Annotated in this window: 21 protein-coding genes and 1 tRNA gene; 16 read left to right on the top strand and 6 right to left on the bottom strand. The window is 67.3% G+C overall.

The genetic code is table 11. From position 1 onward, the window contains the following. Positions 1-50 precede the first annotated feature (50 nt). Together IAG39_RS25380 and IAG39_RS25375 are read left to right on the top strand one after the other, a co-directional pair. Entirely contained in the window at positions 51-1,010 is a 960-nt protein-coding gene (locus tag IAG39_RS25380) for a Bug family tripartite tricarboxylate transporter substrate binding protein (RefSeq protein WP_059375549.1), read from the top strand. Positions 1,011-1,033: 23 nt separating this feature from the next. Next, positions 1,034-1,960 carry a hydroxymethylglutaryl-CoA lyase gene (locus IAG39_RS25375; protein WP_118931718.1) on the top strand — a complete coding sequence of 309 codons (927 nt, stop codon included), beginning with the start codon at positions 1,034-1,036 and terminating at the stop codon, positions 1,958-1,960. Between the two features lie 25 nt (positions 1,961-1,985). Here the strand turns inward: IAG39_RS25375 and IAG39_RS25370 are convergent, their stop codons facing one another. After that, positions 1,986-2,423 (bottom strand): universal stress protein, encoded by a 438-nt coding sequence (locus IAG39_RS25370; protein WP_059375544.1) that lies wholly within the window; start codon positions 2,421-2,423, stop codon positions 1,986-1,988. A gap of 238 nt (positions 2,424-2,661) precedes the next feature. Between IAG39_RS25370 and cobA the strand changes: the two genes are divergently transcribed. From cobA to IAG39_RS25330, 8 genes are read left to right on the top strand one after another with little or no spacing between them, the layout of a single operon-like run. Then, a complete protein-coding gene (gene cobA, locus IAG39_RS25365) occupies positions 2,662-3,453 on the top strand; it encodes a uroporphyrinogen-III C-methyltransferase (protein ID WP_118931719.1) in 792 nt (263 codons plus the stop codon). Beyond that, positions 3,432-3,779: a c-type cytochrome gene (locus tag IAG39_RS25360; RefSeq protein ID WP_118931720.1), complete on the top strand. Its 348-nt coding sequence runs from the start codon at positions 3,432-3,434 to the stop codon at positions 3,777-3,779. The genes cobA and IAG39_RS25360 overlap by 22 nt, the downstream gene beginning before the upstream one ends. Before the next feature lie 7 nt (positions 3,780-3,786). Next, positions 3,787-4,956 (top strand): cytochrome D1 domain-containing protein, encoded by a 1,170-nt coding sequence (locus IAG39_RS25355; RefSeq protein WP_118931721.1) that lies wholly within the window; start codon positions 3,787-3,789, stop codon positions 4,954-4,956. Continuing rightward, positions 4,946-5,944: an AsnC family transcriptional regulator gene (locus tag IAG39_RS25350; protein WP_205736586.1), complete on the top strand. Its 999-nt coding sequence runs from the start codon at positions 4,946-4,948 to the stop codon at positions 5,942-5,944. The genes IAG39_RS25355 and IAG39_RS25350 overlap by 11 nt, the downstream gene beginning before the upstream one ends. Next, a complete protein-coding gene (locus tag IAG39_RS25345; protein WP_118931723.1) occupies positions 5,937-6,422 on the top strand; it encodes an Lrp/AsnC family transcriptional regulator in 486 nt (161 codons plus the stop codon). The genes IAG39_RS25350 and IAG39_RS25345 overlap by 8 nt, the downstream gene beginning before the upstream one ends. 1 nt (position 6,423) lies before the next feature. Next, positions 6,424-6,942, top strand: a complete 519-nt coding sequence (locus IAG39_RS25340; protein ID WP_118931724.1) for an Lrp/AsnC family transcriptional regulator — start codon at positions 6,424-6,426, stop codon at positions 6,940-6,942. A gap of 13 nt (positions 6,943-6,955) precedes the next feature. Next, positions 6,956-8,095, top strand: a complete 1,140-nt coding sequence (nirJ, locus tag IAG39_RS25335; RefSeq protein ID WP_118931817.1) for a heme d1 biosynthesis radical SAM protein NirJ — start codon at positions 6,956-6,958, stop codon at positions 8,093-8,095. After that, positions 8,096-8,734 (top strand): DUF4202 domain-containing protein, encoded by a 639-nt coding sequence (locus IAG39_RS25330; protein ID WP_118931725.1) that lies wholly within the window; start codon positions 8,096-8,098, stop codon positions 8,732-8,734. Positions 8,735-8,761: 27 nt separating this feature from the next. On the opposite strand, the gene IAG39_RS25325 is transcribed toward IAG39_RS25330, so the two are convergent. Genes IAG39_RS25325 through IAG39_RS25315 form a run of 3 tightly spaced genes read right to left on the bottom strand, consistent with a single transcriptional unit; the run spans position 8,762 to position 11,692 of the window. Continuing rightward, positions 8,762-9,754: a bifunctional precorrin-2 dehydrogenase/sirohydrochlorin ferrochelatase gene (locus IAG39_RS25325; protein ID WP_223283220.1), complete on the bottom strand. Its 993-nt coding sequence runs from the start codon at positions 9,752-9,754 to the stop codon at positions 8,762-8,764. A gap of 14 nt (positions 9,755-9,768) precedes the next feature. Beyond that, positions 9,769-10,116 carry a c-type cytochrome gene (locus tag IAG39_RS25320; protein WP_118931727.1) on the bottom strand — a complete coding sequence of 116 codons (348 nt, stop codon included), beginning with the start codon at positions 10,114-10,116 and terminating at the stop codon, positions 9,769-9,771. 16 nt (positions 10,117-10,132) lie between these two features. Continuing rightward, positions 10,133-11,692, bottom strand: a complete 1,560-nt coding sequence (locus IAG39_RS25315; RefSeq protein WP_118931818.1) for a nitrite reductase — start codon at positions 11,690-11,692, stop codon at positions 10,133-10,135. Positions 11,693-11,925: 233 nt separating this feature from the next. On the opposite strand from IAG39_RS25315, the gene IAG39_RS25310 reads away from it, so the two are divergent. Both IAG39_RS25310 and ccsB read left to right on the top strand, forming a co-directional pair. Next, positions 11,926-13,452 (top strand): PLP-dependent aminotransferase family protein, encoded by a 1,527-nt coding sequence (locus IAG39_RS25310; protein ID WP_118931728.1) that lies wholly within the window; start codon positions 11,926-11,928, stop codon positions 13,450-13,452. 167 nt (positions 13,453-13,619) lie between these two features. Next, positions 13,620-14,981, top strand: a complete 1,362-nt coding sequence (gene ccsB / locus IAG39_RS25305; protein WP_118931729.1) for a c-type cytochrome biogenesis protein CcsB — start codon at positions 13,620-13,622, stop codon at positions 14,979-14,981. A 47-nt stretch (positions 14,982-15,028) separates the two neighbouring features. Here ccsB and IAG39_RS25300 read toward each other — a convergent pair. Next, positions 15,029-15,116 (bottom strand) — tRNA-Ser (locus IAG39_RS25300). Positions 15,117-15,231: 115 nt separating this feature from the next. Here IAG39_RS25300 and IAG39_RS25295 point away from each other — a divergent pair. From IAG39_RS25295 to IAG39_RS25280, 4 genes are all read left to right on the top strand, one after another. Continuing rightward, the gene (locus IAG39_RS25295) at positions 15,232-16,209 is read left to right on the top strand and encodes an NAD(P)H-quinone oxidoreductase (RefSeq protein WP_059375540.1); all 978 of its coding nucleotides are present in this window, start codon (positions 15,232-15,234) and stop codon (positions 16,207-16,209) included. A 140-nt stretch (positions 16,210-16,349) separates the two neighbouring features. Further along, positions 16,350-17,096, top strand: coding sequence for a triose-phosphate isomerase (gene tpiA, locus IAG39_RS25290; RefSeq protein ID WP_054450238.1), 747 nt, complete (start codon positions 16,350-16,352; stop codon positions 17,094-17,096). A 21-nt stretch (positions 17,097-17,117) separates the two neighbouring features. Further along, entirely contained in the window at positions 17,118-17,600 is a 483-nt protein-coding gene (gene secG / locus IAG39_RS25285; RefSeq protein WP_059375538.1) for a preprotein translocase subunit SecG, read from the top strand. A 165-nt stretch (positions 17,601-17,765) separates the two neighbouring features. Then, positions 17,766-18,668, top strand: a complete 903-nt coding sequence (locus IAG39_RS25280; protein ID WP_223283221.1) for a MurR/RpiR family transcriptional regulator — start codon at positions 17,766-17,768, stop codon at positions 18,666-18,668. On the opposite strand, the gene IAG39_RS25275 is transcribed toward IAG39_RS25280, so the two are convergent. Further along, the gene (locus IAG39_RS25275; protein ID WP_118931730.1) at positions 18,662-19,501 is read right to left on the bottom strand and encodes an HAD-IIA family hydrolase; all 840 of its coding nucleotides are present in this window, start codon (positions 19,499-19,501) and stop codon (positions 18,662-18,664) included. The two genes, IAG39_RS25280 and IAG39_RS25275, sit on opposite strands and share 7 nt — an antisense overlap. Positions 19,502-19,690 lie beyond the last annotated feature (189 nt).

Genomic DNA, 19,690 nt, shown 5'->3' with positions numbered 1-19,690 from the left:
TCGGTCGAGGCGGCGCAGACCGCCAAGACTTCCATCGAAGAGGAGACAAGATGATCCGCAAACTGTTCGCGGTGGCCGCGCTGGCCGCCGCCTGTGCCGCACACGCCCAGGACTATCCCAGCAAGCCCATCCGCATCATCATCCCGTCCACGCCGGGAGGGGGCACCGACTACATCGGTCGCCTGATGAGCACCAAGTTGCATGAACTCAACGGCTGGTCCGTCATCCCCGAGAACAAGCCGGGCGCGGGCACGGCGCTGGGCCTGGCCGAAGCGGCGCGTTCGCCTGCCCAGGGTTACGACCTGGTGATCGGCCAGTCCGACAACGTCACCCTGATTCCGCTGCTGATGAAGGTGTCGTACGACCCGGTCAAGGACCTGGCCCCGGTGGCGTTGGTGGCCACCACGCCGATGGTGCTGCTGGTGTCGGACAGCTCGCCCTACAAGACGCTGCCCGAAGTGATCGACGCCGCCAAGAAGGATCCGAACAAGATCTCCTATGGCACCTCGGGCACGGGCGGCGGCGTGCACATCGCCATCGAAATGCTGCAGCACGCGGCCGGCTTCAAGATGCAGCACGTGCCGTACAAGGGCTCGGCGCCGGCGCTGGCGGACCTGATGGGCGGGCATCTGCAGTTTGCGGGCTCTTCGATCTCGTCGGCGGCCACGCTGATCAAGTCCGGCAAGGTGCGCGCGCTGGCGGTCACCTCGCCCAAGCGCAATCCGGCGCTGCCGGAGGTGCCCACGGTCGCGGAGCTGGGCTACAAGGATTTCAGCGTGGTGACCTACTACGGCGTGCTGGCTCCGGCCAAGACGCCGCCCGCCATCGTGTCGCGCCTGAACAGCGACTTCAACAAGCTGCTGGCGCGCAAGGACGTGCAGGAGGCGCTGGCCGCGCAAGGCCTGGAAACCGATCCGGTGTCCACCGAACGGTTTGCCGCGCTGATCAATTCGGATATCGCCAAGGCGCGCCAGACCATCGAAAGCGCGGGCATCGTGGTGCAGCAGTAGGCGGGCCGGGAAAAGGACAGCACATGAACCAGGAAATCAGGCTTTGCGAAGTGGGTCCGCGCGACGGGCTGCAGATGGCCAAGGGCATGATGTCCGCGGCCGATAAGCTGCGCTGGATCCGGCAACTGGCCGATGCCGGCCTGCGCGAGATCGAGGCGGGCAGCTTCGTGTCGCCGCGGTTGGTGCCGCAGATGGCCGATACGGGCGCCGTCCTGCCCGAGGTCCTGAAGATCGACGGGCTGACCGTCGTCGCTCTGGTCTGCAACCTCAAGGGCGCCATTGCCGCCTACGAGGCTGGCGCGCACGCGCTGTCGTTTCCCGTCTCGGTCAGCGACACGCATAGCCGCGCCAACGTGGGCAAGGGCACCGACGCGCAGGTGGAGGTGCTGGCCGCCATTGTCGATTGGGCGCGGGCACAGCCGCGGCCCATGCGCATCGATGCGGCGGTCGCCACCGCCTTCGGCTGTTCGCTCGAAGGCGCGGTGCCGGTGCGCCGTGTCGCGCAGGTGGCCGCCGCCGCCGCGTTGGCAGGCGCAGACGAGATCGCGCTGGCAGACACCGTGGGCTATGCCCATCCGGCGCTGGTGCGCGATGCGGTGCGCGCCGCGCAGGACGCCGTGGGCGCGCGGCTGGTCAAGCTGCATCTGCACGACACGATGGGACTGGGCCTGGCCAATGCGCTGGCCGGGCTGGACGAGGGCATCCGCGCCTTCGATTCCTGCCTGGGCGGCTTGGGCGGCTGCCCCTTCGCGCCTGGCGCGTCGGGCAACATCGTTACCGAAGACCTGGTCTTCATGCTGGAAAGCATGGGCTACCGCACGGGCGTGGATCTGTCGCGGCTGTTGCAGGCGCGGCCCTTGCTGGCCCAGGCGCTGCCGCAGGAAAGCCTGCGCAGCGGCGTGGCCGCCGCTGGCATACCGAAGACCTACCGGGCGCGCGTCCCGGCCTAGCGCAAGTCCGGGAAAGGGGGCGGCGCTAGCGGTAGACGATCACCGGCAGCGTCGAATGCGCCATCACCTTCTGCGTCTGGCTGCCCAGCAGCACGGCCGCCAGCCCGCCATGGCCGCGCGAGGCCATGGCGATCAGGTCGCAGCCTTGCGTCATGGCGATATCGATGATGGTCTGCGCCGGGTTATTGCTTTCGCGCATTTCGGTGGTGCAGGACACGCCCGCGGCGGTGGCCTGCGCGGCCGCTTGCGACAGGTACGACCTGGCGAGCTCCTTGGCCTCGCGCTCATACTCCGTATGCACCCCTTCCAGATGCACCGTTTCCATGGAAGTGGGGCGGTAGGCGCTGTACACCGTCAGCACCGTGACGCTTGCACCCAGGGCGCTGGCCAGGCCCAGTCCTTGCGCCAGGCCGGCATATGAGCGTTCGGATCCGTCGATGGGGATGAGTATGTGCTTGTACATGACTACCTCCTGAGGGTGGGGAGGGCGGCGCGAGTGCGCGCGGCCCTAGGAGCGTGAACAGCGGCTGTCCTCATACTACGCCTTGTGGCGGCTCTCGGCGAATCGCGAGGAAAATACGCTGGGCGCGGCCGGCGCACCCATGGCGGCGGCACGGACCGTACCTACTGCGTCGTCATCCCGCTACCTACACTTCCTCCTGAAGCCTTATTTGCGCAGCGCGGCTGCAAGGGAGGGAGTAGTGAGCGGAACGGTTTACCTGGTTGGCGCCGGTCCGGGCGATCCCGAGCTGCTGACGGTGCGCGCCTTGCGGCTGTTGCAGCAGGCCGATGCCGTGGTCTGTGACCGGCTGGTGGGCGCCGGCATTCTGCCCCTCATCAATCCCGCCGCACAATTCCATGACGTCGGCAAGATGGTGGGCGACTGCCGGCATCGGCAGGAAGACATCCATCAGTTGCTGTTGGCGCTGGCGGGGTCTTGCTCCCGCGTCGTGCGCTTGAAGGGCGGTGATCCGTTCATTTTCGGCCGGGGCGGCGAAGAACTGCTGTTCCTGTCCCGGCATGGCGTACCGGTTGAGGTCGTGCCGGGCATCAGCGCCGCCAATGGCTGCGCGGCAGCGTTGGGCATTCCTTTGACGCATCGGGGCGTGGCGGCCAGCGTGCGTTTCATCACGGGCCATCTGCGGGACGATGCTGGTCTTGAACTGGACTGGAGTTCGCTGGTCGATCCCACCTGTACCCTGGTGTTCTACATGGGGGTTGCCAACGCCGCCGAGATCGTCGCGTCCTTGCAGCGGCATGGGCGTGGCGGCGATACGCCGGCCGCGCTGGTTCATTCCGGCACCACCGAAGCCCAGGACTGGACGGTGGCCCCCTTGCGCCAGATTCCGCAGCTGGTGGCCGGCTTCAAGCCGCCCACGCTGCTGGTGGTCGGCGACGTGGTACGTCTGGCGCAGCGGGCATGGTCCGCCGCCGCGGCGGGACAGCTGCTGTTGCGTGACACGGCCGAGCCATGCGCCCCGGTCGCGGCCTGACATGCCTGGCGCTGGCCTGTTGCACGGGGCTGGGCGCGGCGGCGGGCCAGGTGCAGGCGGCGCCGGACCTCGATCCCGCCGATCGGCAGCGGCTCATCCACCTGGTGCGGCAGGACTGCGGCTCCTGCCATGGATTGCGCCTGAGTGGCGGCCTGGGGCCGGCGCTGACGCCGCAAGCGCTTGCCGGCAAGCCGCCGGCCTATCTCGAACAGGCGATTCTGCACGGGCTGCCCGGCACCGCCATGCCCGGGTGGCGCGGCATGCTTGCGCCCGACGAAGCCGCCTGGATCGCCGCGCGCCTGCTCCAAGGCTTTCCTGAGGAATAGAAGGTTCATGAAACTGCGACTCCTGCTTGTCCTGGCCGCCGTTGCGCTGGCCGGCTGCGCAGCGGCTACCGACCCGCGCGGCACCAACGACCTGGGCATGGTGATCGAGCGTGCCGATGGCGCCGTCTCCATCGTCGAAACCAGCGGACAGACCCGGCTGGCGCGGGTCGAAGGGCTGGGCGATCTTTCCCACGCGCACATCGCCTATTCCCGCGATGGCCGCTACGGCTACGTCTTCGGCCGCGACGGCGGGCTGAGCAAGGTGGATCTGCTGCGGAGGCGCGTGGACCGCCGCATCATCCAGTCCGGCAATGCAATCGGCGGCGCCATTTCGCAGGACGGCCGGCTGATCGTGGTGCAGAACTACACGCCTGGCGGCATCAAGGTATTCGATGCCCAGACCTTGCGCCAGATCAGCGAAGTGCCGGCCGAGTATGCGCCGGGCAAGCGTTCCAAAGTGGTCGGCCTGGCGGACCTGCCCGGACAGAAGTTCGCCTACGCGCTGTTCGACGCGGGCGAGATCTGGATCACCGATCTGTCGGACCCCGCCCGCCCGGCCACGCAGCGCTATGAGGCCGGCCGTCAACCCTACGATGCGCTCGTCACCCCTGACGGCCGCTATTACATCGCCGGGCTGTTTGGCGAGGATGCGCTGGCCATGATGGACCTCTGGCATCCGGAGGCTGGCGTGCGCAAGATCCTGCAGGGCTATGGGCGCGGCGAGGAAGCGCTGCCGGTCTACAAGATGCCCCATCTGCGAGGCTGGAGCGCGGCGGGCGGCCGGCTGTTCCTGCCCGCCATCGGCAGGCACGAGGTGCTGGTGGTGGATACCGCCACCTGGCAGGAAACCGGCCGCATCGCCACGTTGGGCCAGCCGGTGTTCGTCATGGCGCAGCCCGATGGCCGCCGTGTCTGGGTCAACTTCGCGGTGCCCGACAACGGCCAGGTGGAGGTCATCGACACCGACACCCTGGCCGTGGTCCGGACGCTGGCGCCGGGCCGCGGCGTGCTGCACATGGAGTTCACGCCGCGCGGAGAGGCGGTATGGCTGTCGGCACGCGACGATGACCGGGTCGTGGTGTACGACACCCGGACGCTGCAACGCGGCGCCACGCTCGACATTCCCAAGCCCAGCGGCATTTTCTTCACCAACAGGAGCGGCCGCATTGGATTCTGAGCTGTCCGCTACAGATTTGCGTCTGCTCGATGGCTGGCAGCGCGACTTCCCGCTGGTCTCGCGCCCCTACGCCTTGCTGGCCGAGCGCGTCGGCCTGGATGAAGACACGGTGCTGGCGCGCTTTCGCCTGTGGCAGCGAGCGGGCGTGGTGAGCCGGATCGGCCCGGTGCTGCACCAGTCCTGTTTCGCCAGCGCGCTGGTCGGCATGCGGGTGCCGGCCGGCCGCGTGGATCAGGTCGCCGCCTACGTCAGCAGTCTGCCGCAGGTCAATCACAACTACGAGCGCGAGCATGCGCTGAACCTGTGGTTTGTGGCCGCCAGCCGCACGCCTGGCGCGTTGGCGCGCTTGCTGGCGCGGATCGGGCAAGATACCGGCTGCGAGCCGCTGGCCTTGCCCATGGAGGCCGAGTACCACATCGACTTGGGTTTCAGCCTGAGTACGCCACAACAACGCGCAGCGCCGCAGCGCGGCGGCAGTCCAGCCGCGCTGCCGCCCGCCGGCAGCGCGCAAGAGGTCTTGCTCCACGCCGTGCAGAATGGGTTGGACCTTTGCGCGCAACCCTATCGCCGGTTGGGGCTGCCGACGGGGCTGGATGAAGACGAGACGCTGCGCCTGCTGGAGCGCTGGCTGCGCGCAGGCCTGTTCCGTCGCTTCGGCGTGGTGCTCAGGCATCGCCAGCTGGGTTTTCGCGCCAATGCGATGTGCGTCTGGAACGTGGACGACGCGCGGGTGGATGCGCTGGGGGAGCGGCTGGGTGCCGAGCCCGGCGTCACACTCTGCTACCGGCGCACGCGGCGCTTGCCGCAGTGGCCCTACAACCTCTTCTGCATGATCCACGGCAAGGAGCGGGAAGCGGTGCGGGCGCTGCGCGATGCCATCGCCGGCCGGCTCGGATTGGATGCCTGGCCGCATGCGGTGCTGTTTTCGACCAGGTGCTTCAAGCAGCGCGGCGCGAGGTTCGTGCCGGAAGAGGCGGCGCATGGTTAGGCCCAAGAACATTGCCGCGAGCGTGCCGCTGGCGCTGGACGCTGCCGACCGCAAGCTGATCAACCGCCTGCAGGGCGGCTTTCCCATCAGCCCGCGTCCGTTCGCGGACGTCGCGCGGGCGCTGGGGCTGGACGAAGACGCCGTGATCGCGCGCGTGGCCCGCTTGCGCGAGTGCGGCGCGTTGAGCCGTTTCGGTCCGCTGTTCCAGATCGAGCGCGCTGGCGGTGCCTACTGCCTGGCGGCGATGGCCGTACCGCAGGCGCAATGGGAGCGGGTCGTGGCCCTGGTCAACCGCCGGATCGAGGTTGCGCACAACTACCGCCGCGAGCATGCGCTGAACATGTGGTTCGTGCTGGCGGCGGCTGATCCCGCCGATGTGGCTGCCTGTTTGCGCGCCATCGAACAGGAGACGGGCCTGCCCGTGCTGGCGTTTCCGAAGGAACGAGAGTACTTCCTTGAAATGAAGCTGGAGGTCTGAGATGGACGCAGCCGGCCTGACTCCGTTCGAACTGTCCCTGGTCCAAGCCACGCAGGACGGGCTGCCGATCCGGCGGGATCCGTACCGGGCCGTGGCCGAGCGGCTGGGCGTCACCGAAGCCGAGGTGATGGCGCATTTGCGCGACATGCTCGCGCGCGGCGTGATACGGCGCATCGGCGTGGTGCCCAACCACTACGCGCTGGGATTCGTGGCCAACGGCATGACGGTCTGGGATGTGGACGACGGCCAGATCGACGCCGTGGGAGCCTGGCTGGGCCAGCGTGCGGAAGTAAGCCATTGCTACCGGCGTCCCCGGCATCCGCCGCTGTGGCGCTACAACCTCTACGCCATGCTGCACGGCGCCGACCGCGCGGCGGTGCTGGCGCGCATCGATGAAGTCGCCGAGGCCTTGGAAGCGCGCTTTCCGGACGCCCTGCGTGCGCGCGACGTGCTGTTTTCCTCGGCCATCCTGAAAAAGACCGGCCTGCGCCTGAAAGACGGCCGTGGGCCGGACGCATAGCGAGGAATTCCGCATGTTCCGCATCTCTGCCTTCGTCTCCGAACTGCTGCGCCCCACGCCGCTCGCGCCTCGCCGGGGGGCGGCCGGACCCGTGGTGATCTGGAACCTGATCCGGCGCTGCAATCTGCATTGCCGGCATTGCTACTCCGCTTCGGTCGACAGGGACTTTGCCGGCGAACTGGACTACGCCGAGGTCTGCGCGGTCATGGACGATCTGCATGCCCACGGCGTCAGGGCGCTGATCCTGTCTGGCGGCGAACCGCTGCTGCGGCCGGACATTTTCGAGATTGCGCGCCGGGCCAAGGCCATGGGCTTTTACGTAGGCCTGTCGTCCAACGGCACCCTGATAGACCGGCGCAACATCGAGTCCATCGCCGGCTGCGGCTTCGACTACGTGGGCATTTCACTGGATGGCCTGGGCGCGACGCACGACCGCTTCCGGGGCGAGGCGGGTGCGTTCGATGCCTCGCTGGCAGGCATCCGGCTGTGCCGGGACCGCGGCCTGAAGGTCGGCATCCGCTACACCATGACCCAGGGCAACGCCGACGATCTTCCTGGGCTGCTGGCATTGCTGGACGCCGAGAATGTCGACCGCTTCTACTTTTCACACCTGAACTACGCGGGCCGCGGCGGCCGCAACCGGGGCGAGGACAGTCACCACCGCATGACGCGGGCGGCCATGGAGCGGATCTTCGAGACCTGCCTGGAACATGCCGTGGCCGGCAAACCCCGTGAGTTCACGTCCGGCAACAACGATGCCGACGGCGTGTTCTTCCTGCACTGGGTGCGTCGACGGTACCCGCAGCGCGCGCCGCATATCGAGGCCAGGCTGCGCCTGTGGGGCGGCAACGCCAGCGGCATGAACGTCGCCAACATCGACAACCGCGGCAATGTCCACGCCGACACCATGTGGTGGCACTACACTCTGGGAAACGTGCGCCTGCGGCCCTTCTCGGAGATCTGGTCGGATCCCGCCGAACCCTTGCTCAAGCTGCTGCGGCTGCGGCCGCGGCCCGTCAAGGGGCGCTGCGCCGGCTGCGCCTACCTGGACATCTGCAACGGCAACACCCGCATCCGTGCGCAGAAGCAGTCGGGCGACCTCTGGGCCGAGGATCCCGGCTGTTATCTGACCGAAGACGAGACAGGAGTGTGAATGGAATTCCCGCCCAACCCGGTGAATGCGGAAGACGCATCGCTGCAACGCGCCTGGCAACTGTTCGATGGGTACAACCGGCGCGATCCCAATCTGGTCGCCTGGAATGGCGGGATGCAGCCGCGCGAATGGCTGCACGCCCAATTCCTCCAGGGCTGGGTGGCGAAGCTGGCCCCGCGGGCCGGCGCTGCCTTGCGCCTGGCCGCCCGCTGCCAGCACATCGGCCGCTGGGAGGTCCCGCGCGAGGCCTGTCCGGCCGGCAGGACAGGCTATCTGCAATGGCGCAATACGCTCAAGGAACATCACGCGGACGTCGCTGCCAGGCTGCTTGCCAGCGCCGGCCATGACGCGCAAACCATACAGGCAGTGCTGAAGATCATCCGCAAGCAGGGCATCAAGCGCGATGCCGACGTGCAATGCATGGAGAACGCGCTGTGCTTGGTGTTTTTGGAGCACCAGTACGAGGAATTCTGCGAGCGTTATCCGGACAAGGTCGTCGCGGTGCTGCAGAAGACCTGGCACAAGATGGACGAAGCCGGCCGGCAGGCGGCCGCGTCGCTGTCCTTCAGCGAGCGGGGCCAGGCTTATCTGGCGGCTGCGCTGGCGGGCGGCGAGGAGGCCGGGAACGCAAGTTCCTGATCGCGGCGCTGGTCTGGGGCCGGATGGCTACAGTACGCTGCATGCCACGCCGCAAGCCAGCATTCGTCGCACCAGCAGCTTCGGGTCATGCGCGGTTCCCAGCAGCAGGACGGTGCGTTGGCCCGCCCGCACCTGACGGGCCAGCCAGTCCAGTCCCGTGCCCGTGGCTACGGTCGCGTCGGGCTGCAGGCCCAGACCTTTCAACTCGATCCTCGTCGCGTCCCGCCGCGCCTTGTCCAGGATGGCCGGATTGACCGCCGGCACGTGCGCAACCAGGTCGGCCTGGTTCAACAGGCGCAAGGCGCGCAGGGTCAACAGGTCGGCGGGGCCGTCGGCGGCCGCCAGTATCGTCGCGCTGCCTGCGCGGGGCAGGGTATCGGCCTGCATCGCGGCTTCCAGGGCCAGACCGGCCTGCCTGCCGTCTCCCGCCGCCAGCAACGAGGGCAGCGGACCGTCCAGCATCCAATCGTAGAAGTCGCGGCGTTGGTCCAGGTTGCGGAAGCGCGCAACGATGCGGTTGCGGTAGCGCGCCGCAAGCCGGGCCAGATCTCCAGTGCTTTCGTCGAGCAAGGCTTCCAGCCGTTCGCGGATGCGCCGCGCCAGCACGGGCGCACAGCCCCCTGACGAAATCGCCACCACCAGCGGGGAGCGGTCCAGGATGGCGGGCACTTGTATCGTCGACAGAACGGGGTCGTCGACCACGTTGCAGGGAATGCGGCGCGCAACCGCCGCCGCGGCAACCGCCTGGTTCGTGCCGCCGTGATCGGTCGCGGCCACCGCCAGCCAGGCGCCGTCCAGGCAGGCCGGCGAGAAGACCTCCGGCACATGCTGGAACTGGTCCTGGTCCGCGGCTGCACGCAGCCAGGACGTCAGGGCCGGCGCCGCCACGGCAACGGCGGCGCCGGCGCTGAGCAGCAGCCTGATCTTGCGTTCGGCCACCGCCCCGCCGCCCACCACGACCACCCGCCGGCCGGCCAGGTTGAAGTACACCGGGAAGAGCATCGCGGATGGCGTATTCATGGCGCTCTGCTCCCTTACTTGCGGCTGGAGAAGTACTGGGCCAGCTCCTGGATGGCTTCGGGACTCAAGGGCTCTGCCATGGAACTCATGACCGGGTCATTACGTTCCCGGGTCTTGAAGGCATTGAGCTGTTTAACCAGATACTCGGTTTTCTGCCCCGCAAGATTGGGGTACAGGCCGACGGCGCTGATGCCGTCCGCGCCATGGCAGGAGGCGCATAACGGCAGCATGGCGGAGACGCGGGGCGAGAGCGTGTCAGGATTGCCGCCGGCGACCAGGGCGGGCTGCCCGTCGGCGGCCAGCGCGTGCGCGGCGGCCTGGGACAGCAGCAGCGCCGTGAGTATGCGGAATAGCGTTTTCATGTGTCGGTTCCTCGGCTCAGAATTTGCGCGTTTCGGACAGGCCGATGGTCAGCCAGCGGGTGCGGGCGCGGGAGAAAATGCCCGAGGGGCTTTCCATCTTGTGCTCTGCCACCAGTTCCAGGGTCTTGCTGTCGTAGATCTTGATGCGGTCGCCCCAGTAGCCCGAGCTGACATAGAGGTAATTGCCGGTGCGGTTGTAGTCCGGGAAGAAGGCATGTCCGCCCACGTCCAGGGTCTTGGCCACTTCCAGCGTGTTCTTGTCGATCAGCTGGATCCAGGCCGCGCGCTTGTCCTTGTCGACGATGTCCACCGCCACGTAGGGCGCGTTTGGATGGGCGGCGGGCGATTCGGTGGCCCCCGCCACCGGGATCTGCTTGACCACGGAAAAGTCCTTGGTGTCCCACACGGTGACCACGGAGCCCTTGTCGCAGGTGCCGATGTTGGTGCCGAAGGCCAGGAAGCGTCCGTTGACTTCGGTCACCGCGCCCGAGCCGACGTGAGGTTGGCAGCCGGCGGGTATGTCGCGCACCACCTTGTCGTCCTTGAAGTCGATCGCGACGATCTTGTTGTCGTCATAGGACGCGACCATGGAGTAGCGCCCGTCGGGCGTGAGGAAGGTGTCATGCAGCATGCGGCCGACCTTGGTCAGCTTGGTCACGGGCATGTCGGGCTTGTCGGGGTCGATGATCCAGATCTGGCCCGCCTGGCGCAGCGTCAGGGCGAACTTGTTGTTGATCCGGCTGCCGATGACGGGCCCGCCGGCCGATTTGACGAATTTGCCGTCCGGATCCTCGCCCTCCAGATCCATGTACTTGACCGGTTCCAGCGTGTCCGCCTTCAGGATGGCGACGCTCTTGGGCACGAACGAACTGATGGCCAGCCACTTGCCGTCGTTGGACAGGGCGATGCCGGGTCCGGTCAGGCCGACCTTGGCCTTACGCACGATCTGCAGCGAGTACAGGTCGATCTTGTAGACCATGCCGTCGTCGCTCTTGAGCCAGGCCCAGCGTTCCGCCACGGGGCTGAAATCCATGATGTGCGGCGCCACCGGCGTGGCGATCTCGCCGACCACCTTGTTGGTCTTGCCGTCCAGGAACACGGTGCGCGCATTGTTGCCCGTATCGCCCCGCCCATAGCGCCCGCGCGCCATGACCACCATCAGGTCGTAGACGGTGTCGATGGCGTAGTTCGGCTTGGCGGGCAGGGTGGCTTCATCGACCACCACCTGCACGCTGGCGCGGATCTGGTCCAGCCCCCATTTTGGATCGTCTGCCGTCTGCGTTTTGATGAGGCGGGCCAACGCACGGATCTCTTCGTCGGACAGGCGGCCCACGAAGGGCGGCATCAGCGTGTCGGGGATGCCGGTCATGATGGTGCCGCGCAGCGCCGCCTCGCTTTGGACCAGGCGGTCGCTGGTCAGGCCCGGCGCGATGTAGCCGCCGCGGTCGGCGCCATGACAGACGGCGCAGTTCTGCTGGAACAGCTGATTCGCCTTGAGGTACTCCTCGGTCGGCGCACTCCAGGCGGCGCCGGCCGAGACGAACAGCAAGGCCGCGCTCAATAGCTTGGTGTGCATGTCGATCTCTCCCGTAAAGTTCTTGCCGAAACTGCGGCACATGCACTGTGTCATCGCGGCACTGGGCCGATAAGGCACGGCTCACGCCTGCGCGATGGTTACGGTCCAATTTGTTTTTTGACATAGGACAAAGTAATGATGTGGCCAAAGCACTACTGTGATAGCAAACGGAGCGCGGCCGGCCCGCGCCGCTTCGAAAGGCCGGCGCCATTTTTGTCCTGTGGTTGTCCGCCATGTTTTCACTCCCGCTTTCCCTATCCCGCCAGGATGCAAAACCCTACAAGCAGCAGATCGCCGACCAGATCGAGGCGCTGATACGCGCCGGACGGCTGCAGGAAGGAGACAGGCTGCCGGCGATCAACCGCATGTCATCGCTGCTGCAGGTATCGAAGAACACCGTGCTGGGCGCGTATGAACTGCTGATCGATTCCAGCCTGATCCAGAGCAAGCCCAGCCGCGGCTATTTCGTGACGTTGAACCGCAGCCTGGTCATCAATCCGCGCTGTCCCGATTTCGTCCAGGACCGTCCGCCGGTCTACGCCGACGCCGTCAGCCAGGCCCTCTCCAGCGGCGTCTGCGGCCAGTCGCCGCCCATGCCGCCGCGCTATGACTTCAAGGTCGGCCGTCCCTCGGTCCACGCCTTTCCGTTGCGCCAGTTCATCATGCTGTCGAACCAGCTGCTACGGCATGCGGGCTGCGCCATGGCCGAATATGCGCCGCCCGCCGGCCTGTGGGGCTTGCGCGTGCAGATTGCCGATTACCTGTCGGCCGCCAAGGCGCTGAAGGTCGAGCCCGAACAGGTGCTGATCACCGCCGGCAGCCAGGAGGCTTTGAGCCTGATCGCCTCGCATTTCCTGGACCGCCACGGCCGGGCGGTGTTCGAGTCGCCCTGTTATGCGGGGTTCAGGAATCTGGTGCGGCGGCATGGCGCGCAGGAGGCGCCGGTTCCGGTGGACGGGCAGGGACTGCGCACCGACCTGTTGCCGGAAGGCCCGGCCAGGCTGGCTTATGTGACGCCCTCGCACCAGTACCCCCTGGGCTACGCCATGTCCCTGTCCCGGCGCCGGCAATTGCTCGAATGGGCGGCCCGCAGCGGCGCGCTGATCATCGAGGACGACTACGACGGCGACTTTTGCTATGAGTCCGTGCTGCCCATGCCGCTGGCCGCGATGAGTCCGCGGCAGGTCGTGTACCTGGGGACGTTCTCCAAGACGCTGGGGCCCGGCTTGAGGCTGGGATACATGGTCTGCCCGCTTGAGCTGGTCGACGATTTTGCCGAACGCAAGGCCTTGCTCAACAACGGCAGCCCATGGCTGACGCAGGCCGTGCTGGCGCGCTACTTCGATGAGAACTGTTTCGCCCGCCACCTGCAGACCTTGCGGCGGCGCTACCAGGCGCAGCGCGACGAACTGCTGCGTGGCATCCGTAAAGTCTGGGGCGGACGCGGCCGGATCAGCGGACAGAATTCGGGGATGCACCTGGCCTTTGAACTGCCGGCGGACAGCCCCGGCGCCGACGCGGTCGCCGCGGCCGCACTGGCGCAGGGCGTGAGGCTGTATCCGCTGGCCCAGGCCGCCGCCAGCGCGGCCGAGGGCGTCGAGTCCCGGCATCTGCTGTTTGGCTACGCCGGCCTGGAAACCGGAGAAATCGCCCTGGCCATGGCGCGCGTGCACGCGGCCTGCAGGCAATTGCAGGAATCCTGTCCGGAGCGGATAGCGTCCCGCCTGTCCCTGGACGAAGCGCGCTGCGCGGGCGTCTAGCACGGTTGCCGCGTTTCCGGTAGGGATGGCGGCGCAGCGTGGGGGCTGGCGCCGTCGCTATGCAGCGCGGACGCGTCGTTCTTAGAATGAATTTGTCCTATGACAAAATAAGATTCGTTCGGCCTGCGGGCAACCTGGGCCGCACGGTTACGCATGGAGATGCCGCGATGCCGCTTACCGCCACCGGGTCCGTCCCGCCGACTTGCCGCCGGTCCGTGTCGGACGTTTCGAATGCCGCTGCCCGGACCGGCAGGCGCTTGAACCCGACCGACGCCGGGTTCCTGCTGATCTGTCTTGCCGGCTGCGCCTATGCACTGGGGGAGTTCGGCCAGTTCCTGAACGGCTACGAGCAAGCGATGCTGATCGGCGCGGTGCCTGCCCTGGCCTGGCTGGGATGGCTGTGGCGCCCCTTGCGGCCTCTGTTCTTGGCCAGCGGCGCCAGCGCGCTGCTGGCCGCGTGGTTGTACGCGGGCGGGGCAGGGCTGCTGCAGGGCAACCTGGGGCGCGCCGAAAACGTCTTCCTGCTCAAGTATCTGCTGTCGTCGCAGTCGGCCATACTCTGGATGAGCTGCCTGTTCGTGCTGGGCACGCTTTGCTATTGGGCGGGGCTGGCCCGGCCCGCGATCGCCTGGCTGGGCACGGTCCTGACCTGGGGCGGGGTATGGGCGGGGCTGACCGGCCTGCTGGTGCGCTGGCGCGAAGGACATTTGCTGGGACCGGATGTCGGACACATTCCGGTCAGCAACCTGTACGAGGTGTTCGTTTTTTTTGCACTGGTCACGGCGCTGTTCTACCTCTACTACGAGGCCCGCTACGCCACGCGAGCGCTGGGCGGCTTCGTCATGCTGGTGGTTGCCTCGATGGTCCTGTTCCTGTCCTGGTATTCGCTCACGCGCGGCGCCCATCAGATCCAGCCGCTGGTGCCCGCACTGCAAAGCTGGTGGATGAAGCTGCACGTGCCGGCCAATTTCGTGGGCTATGGCACGTTCTCGCTGGCGGGTGCGGTGGGCTTCGCCTACCTGGTCAAGCTGCACGGGCAGAGCGCAGCGGGCAAGCGCCTGATTCCAGTTTTCCTGCTGGGCGCGCTGCTATGCGCCGAGCCGATGATCTTCGGCTCGCGGCGGCTGTCGCCTGTGTGGATGCTGTATTTCGGCGGGGGCGCCATGGTCGTGGGCGCGGTGCTGGCGCTGCGCCGTCCCATTGCCCGCCGGCTGCCGTCCCTGGAGGTGCTGGAGGACATCATGTACCGGGCCATCGCGCTGGGTTTCGCCTTTTTCACCGTGGCCACCGTGCTGGGCGCGTTGTGGGCCGCCGACGCCTGGGGCGCGTATTGGCAATGGGATCCCAAGGAGACCTGGGCGCTGATCGTATGGCTGAACTATGCCGCCTGGCTACACATGCGGCTGCTCAAGGGGCTGCGAGGAGAGGTGGCGGCCTACTGGGCGCTCGCCGGGTTGGTGGTGACGAGCTTCGCCTTTCTGGGGGTGAACATGTTTCTGTCGGGGCTGCATTCGTACGGCAGCCTGTAGCCCCATGCCGCCTTGCGGGCGGCGATGCGCGCTGGCATCGGGTGTCTTGGCGGAAGCGGTGAGATTCGAACTCACGAACGGTTGCCCGTTGCCGGTTTTCAAGACCGGTGCAATCGACCACTCTGCCACGCTTCCTGGTATTGCGTATATTCCGGCGATCCGGCCATCAGGCAAACAATCTGCCGGGCCGGGAACACGATACGCCGTAAAGGGCGCAATAATAATCCATTTGCTGCAAAGGAGGCACGCGATGCACGCCGTAGAAATCTCTCGCCCTGGTGGCCCCGAGGTCCTGGTCCCCGTGGAGCGCCCCACGCCGGAAGCCGGCGCGGGTGAAGTCCTGATCAAAGTGAGCGCCGCGGGCGTCAACCGTCCCGACGTGTTCCAGCGCAAGGGCAACTACGCGCCGCCGCGCGGCGCCTCGGACCTGCCGGGCCTGGAAGTGGCCGGCGAGATCGTCGGCGGCGACCTGGCCGGCAGCGGTTTTGTCTTGGGCGACAAGGTCTGCGCCCTGGTGGCGGGCGGCGGCTACGCGGAATACTGCGTAGCGCCCGCGGCGCAATGCCTGCCGATTCCCAAGGGCCTGTCCGACATCGAGGCCGCCGGCCTGCCGGAAACCTATTTCACGGTCTGGAGCAACGTATTCGACCGCGGCCGCCTGTCCGAAGGCGAGGCATTGCTGGTGCATGGCGGCGCCAGCGGCATCGGCACCACGGCCATCCAGCTGGCCCGCGCCATGGGCCACAAGGTCTATGCCACCGTCGGCAGCGACGACCGGGCCCGCGCCGTGGAAGCGCTGGGCGCCGAGCGCGGCATCAACTACAAGACCCAGGATTTCGTGAAGGAAGTGCTGGACGCCACCGGCGGACGCGGCGTGGACGTGATCCTGGACATGGTGGCCGGCGATTACATCGGCCGCGACATGCAGTGCCTGGCCGACGACGGCCGCATCGTCATCATCGCCCAGCTGGGCGGTTCCCACGCCAATGTGGATACGGCCCAGGTCATGCGCCGCCGCCTGACCATCACCGGCTCGACCTTGCGTCCCCGTCCGGTCGCCTTCAAGGGCGCCATCGCGCGCGCCCTGCGCGAGCAGGCCTGGCCCCTGCTGGAAAAAGGGGCCATCAAGCCCATCGTGCACGCCACCTTCCCGCTGGCCGAGGCCTCGCGCGCCCATGCCATGATGGAAAGCGGTGAAAACATCGGCAAAATCATCCTGACCATGTAAGAAATGGGGGGCGCTCGGCGTAGCGTCCCGCAACAGGATACAATCACGGGTTTCGCCTGGAATTTTTTCCAGGCAGGCCCGTGGGCGGTTGCTACGCAGCCCTTGGCTCGCCCCAGTCCAACCGATACAGATACCTCGCCATGACTTCAGTCGAAAACCGCGCCCGCCTCGTGCTGGGCAACTGGAAGATGCACGGCAACCTGGCCGAGAACGCCGCGTTGCTGACCGAGCTGCGCGCCGCGGATGCTGCGAGCCACTGCGAAATCGGCATCTGTGTGCCGTTCCCCTACCTCGCGCAAGCGGCGTCGGCCCTGACCGGCAGCAGCGTGTCCTGGGGTGCGCAAGACGTCAGCGCCCATGAAAAGGGCGCCTACACCGGGGAAGTCTCCGGCGCCATGCTGAAGGAATTCGGCTGCCGCTGGGCCCTGGCCGGCCACTCCGAGCGCCGCGTGCTGCACGGCGAGACCGACGAGGCCGTGGCCGCCAAGGCCCAGGCCGCGCTGGCTGCCGGCCTGACCCCGGTGGTGTGCGTGGGCGAATCCCTGGCCGACCGCGAAGCCGGCAACACGCTGGCCGTGATCGAACGCCAATTGAAGCCCGTGCTGGCGCTGGGCGCCGAGGCGGTTTCGCGCATGGTCCTGGCCTATGAGCCCGTCTGGGCCATCGGCACCGGCCGCACCGCCAGCCCCGAGCAGGCGCAGGAAGTCCATGGCGCCATCCGCGCCGCCCTGCGCGCGCTGGGCGCGGCGCAGGTGCAAGTGTTGTACGGCGGTAGCGTCAAAGCTGCCAATGCCGCCAGTTTGTTCGCCATGACTGATATCGACGGTGCCCTGGTCGGCGGCGCGTCGCTCGTGGCCGAAGAATTTTTGCGAATCGCCGCTATCTAAGTTTCCGTTCCGGAGTCTGTAATGCCCTTGATGCTCAAAATCCTGCTGGCCGTCCAAGTGATCTCGGCGCTGGCTATCATCGTCCTGGTCCTGCTTCAGCAGGGCAAAGGCGCCGACATGGGGTCCGCCTTCGGCAGTGGCTCGGCCGGCAGCCTGTTCGGCGCCACCGGCGCGGCGAACTTCCTGTCGCGCGCGACCAAGTGGGCCGCCGTGGTCTTCTTCGCGTCCACCGCCGGCCTGGCTTATGTCAGCCACAAGGGCAATAGCGGCCCTGCCGTCGACTCCGGCGTGATGCAAAGCTTCCCGGCCGACCGTTCGGTGCCGCAAGTGCCGGGCGCAGCGCCCGCTCCCGCTGGTTCGTCGGTTCCCGGCGCGGGTTCGGTGCCCGCCGCTCCGGCCAAGCCCGACGCGTCGGTGCCCTCGGTCCCGGCCGCACCCGCCACCCCGGCCGCACCGGCCGCAGGCGACAAGCCCGCCGAAACGCCCGCGGCGCCGGCGAAGTAAGCCACAGCAAACGGAAAGGCCGGCACATGCCGGCCTTTTTCATGGGCGGCTTGCGGCTGCCCGGATATCCTGTCATCGGCGGCCGTTAGCATGCGCCGTCGCCGCGCCGGCAGCGGGTAGGGTATCGTTGCCTGCGCATCCGGTTCCTGTTCCTCGATCTCCGCCATGGCCACATCCAAACGCACTCCCCGAACCCCGACCGCCGCCGATCAGCAGCGGGGCTCGCCGCAGGCCATGCTGGCGCGCATCCAGAGCCTGCTGCCCTCGATGGGGGCGGCCTCGCAGCGCATCGGCGAGTTCGTCATACGCAACCCGGCCGAGGTGGTGCACATGTCGGTCAGCGAAGTGGCCGAGCGCACCCAGTGCAGCGAAGGCAGCGTGGTGGGCTTTTGCAAGCTGCTGGGCGCCACGGGCTTTCAACAGCTGAAGATCGCGCTGGCGCAGCAGATCGTGCAGCCGGTGCAGTACATCCATGAAGACCTGGCTGCCCAGGACACGCCCGAGCAGGTCGTCAGCAAGATCTTCCACAGCAATATCCAGACCCTGCAGGAAACGGAATCGGTGCTGGACGTGGCCGCGCTGTCGGCGGCCGTGGAACTGATCCGCGGCGCCCGCCGCGTGGAAATCTACGGCATCGGCAGCTCGGCCGTCATCGCGCATGACGCGCACTACCGCATGTTGCGCATCGGGCTGCATGCCACGGCAGTGACCGATTCCCACGTGCAGGCCATCAGCGCGTCGCTGACCGGGCCGGACGTCGCCGTGCTGACCATTTCGCATTCCGGCAGCACCCATGAAACCGTGTTGGCGACGCGGCTGGCCAAGGAAGCCGGGGCGCGTACGATCTGCATCACCAATTTCGGCAAATCGCCGATCCAGGAACACGCGGACGTGGTGCTGCACACCATGTCGCGCGAGACCCGTTTCCGCACCGAGGCCATGACCAGCCGGTTGGCGCAGTTGGCCATCATCGACACGCTCATCGCCTGCCTGGCCCTGTCCGACTACGACAAGGCCGTCTCCACGCTGCGCAGCACCTTCGACGTGCTGTCGAACAAGCGCTACTGATCGCCTTCGATGTCCGCCGGCAGCGCATGCCTGCGCGGACGCGCGCCATCCAGCAGCCCCGCCACGTCCGGCGCATCCGCGTAAGGCGCAGTGCCGACCAGCAGATAGCCGATGCCCAGGCGCACCGCGCCCAGCGCATCGGTGCGCACGTTGTCGCCGATGACCGTGGCGTCGGCCGGCGCCAGTCCCAGCCGGCGCAATCCTTCCTCCAACAGCATGGCTCCCGGCTTGCCGAGTATTTGCGGGCGCACGCCAGGCGCGCAGGCCAGCACCGACTGCAGTAGCGCGCCTGTTTCGGGGACGATGGCGCCTTGCGGACCGGGATGGGTGAGATCGCCGTTGCTGACCATCAAGGTCGCGCCCCGCGCCAGCTCGCCTGCCAGGGTCTGCAGCGTCCCGTAGCCGAACGACAGATCGCGCGCCAGCAGCACGATGTCCGCATTGCGGTCCACCAGCGCCAGCCCCAGGCTGGCGGCGAAGCCGCGCAATGCGTCCGAGGCGCAGAGCAGCACCGCGGCCCGCGGATGCTGCCGGGCGATATGGCGCACGGCCTGCTCGCCGGCCAGGATCAGCGTTTCGGCTTGCACCGGCAGGCCCATCGCCCGCAAGCGCGGCGCCAGGCCTGCCGCCGTGTCAGTGGAATTGTTGGACACGATGACGCAGCGTCCCGCCCAGCGGGTCAGCAGCTCGCTGGCGCCCGGTATCACTTCATGGCCCCGTATCAATGTCCCGTCCAGGTCCAGGATCAGGCCGCGCGAGCGGACGGTCCAGGGCGGTTCCGACGTCGGGGCTTGGGAATGGGAAGCGAGAGGAGTGCAGGCAATGCGGGTCATGGATCGGCGTGGTGGCGTCGAAGCGCGTGCAGGGTTGAAAGGAGTGGGCGCCCGCTACGGTTCGGGCCTGCCCGGCGGCTGTGATTCTATCTGAACAAAATTCAAAAATTCATTTTTTTGATTTGAGCAATTTTCATTTTCCTGTCATGTGCCATCACTAATCTGCGTCCGGAATCAGGGCCGAGCACG

This window comes from Achromobacter xylosoxidans (assembly GCF_014490035.1).
GTDB classification, from domain to species: Bacteria; Pseudomonadota; Gammaproteobacteria; order Burkholderiales; family Burkholderiaceae_B; genus Achromobacter; species Achromobacter bronchisepticus_A.
This window is presented reverse-complemented; position numbering and strand designations above follow the sequence as displayed.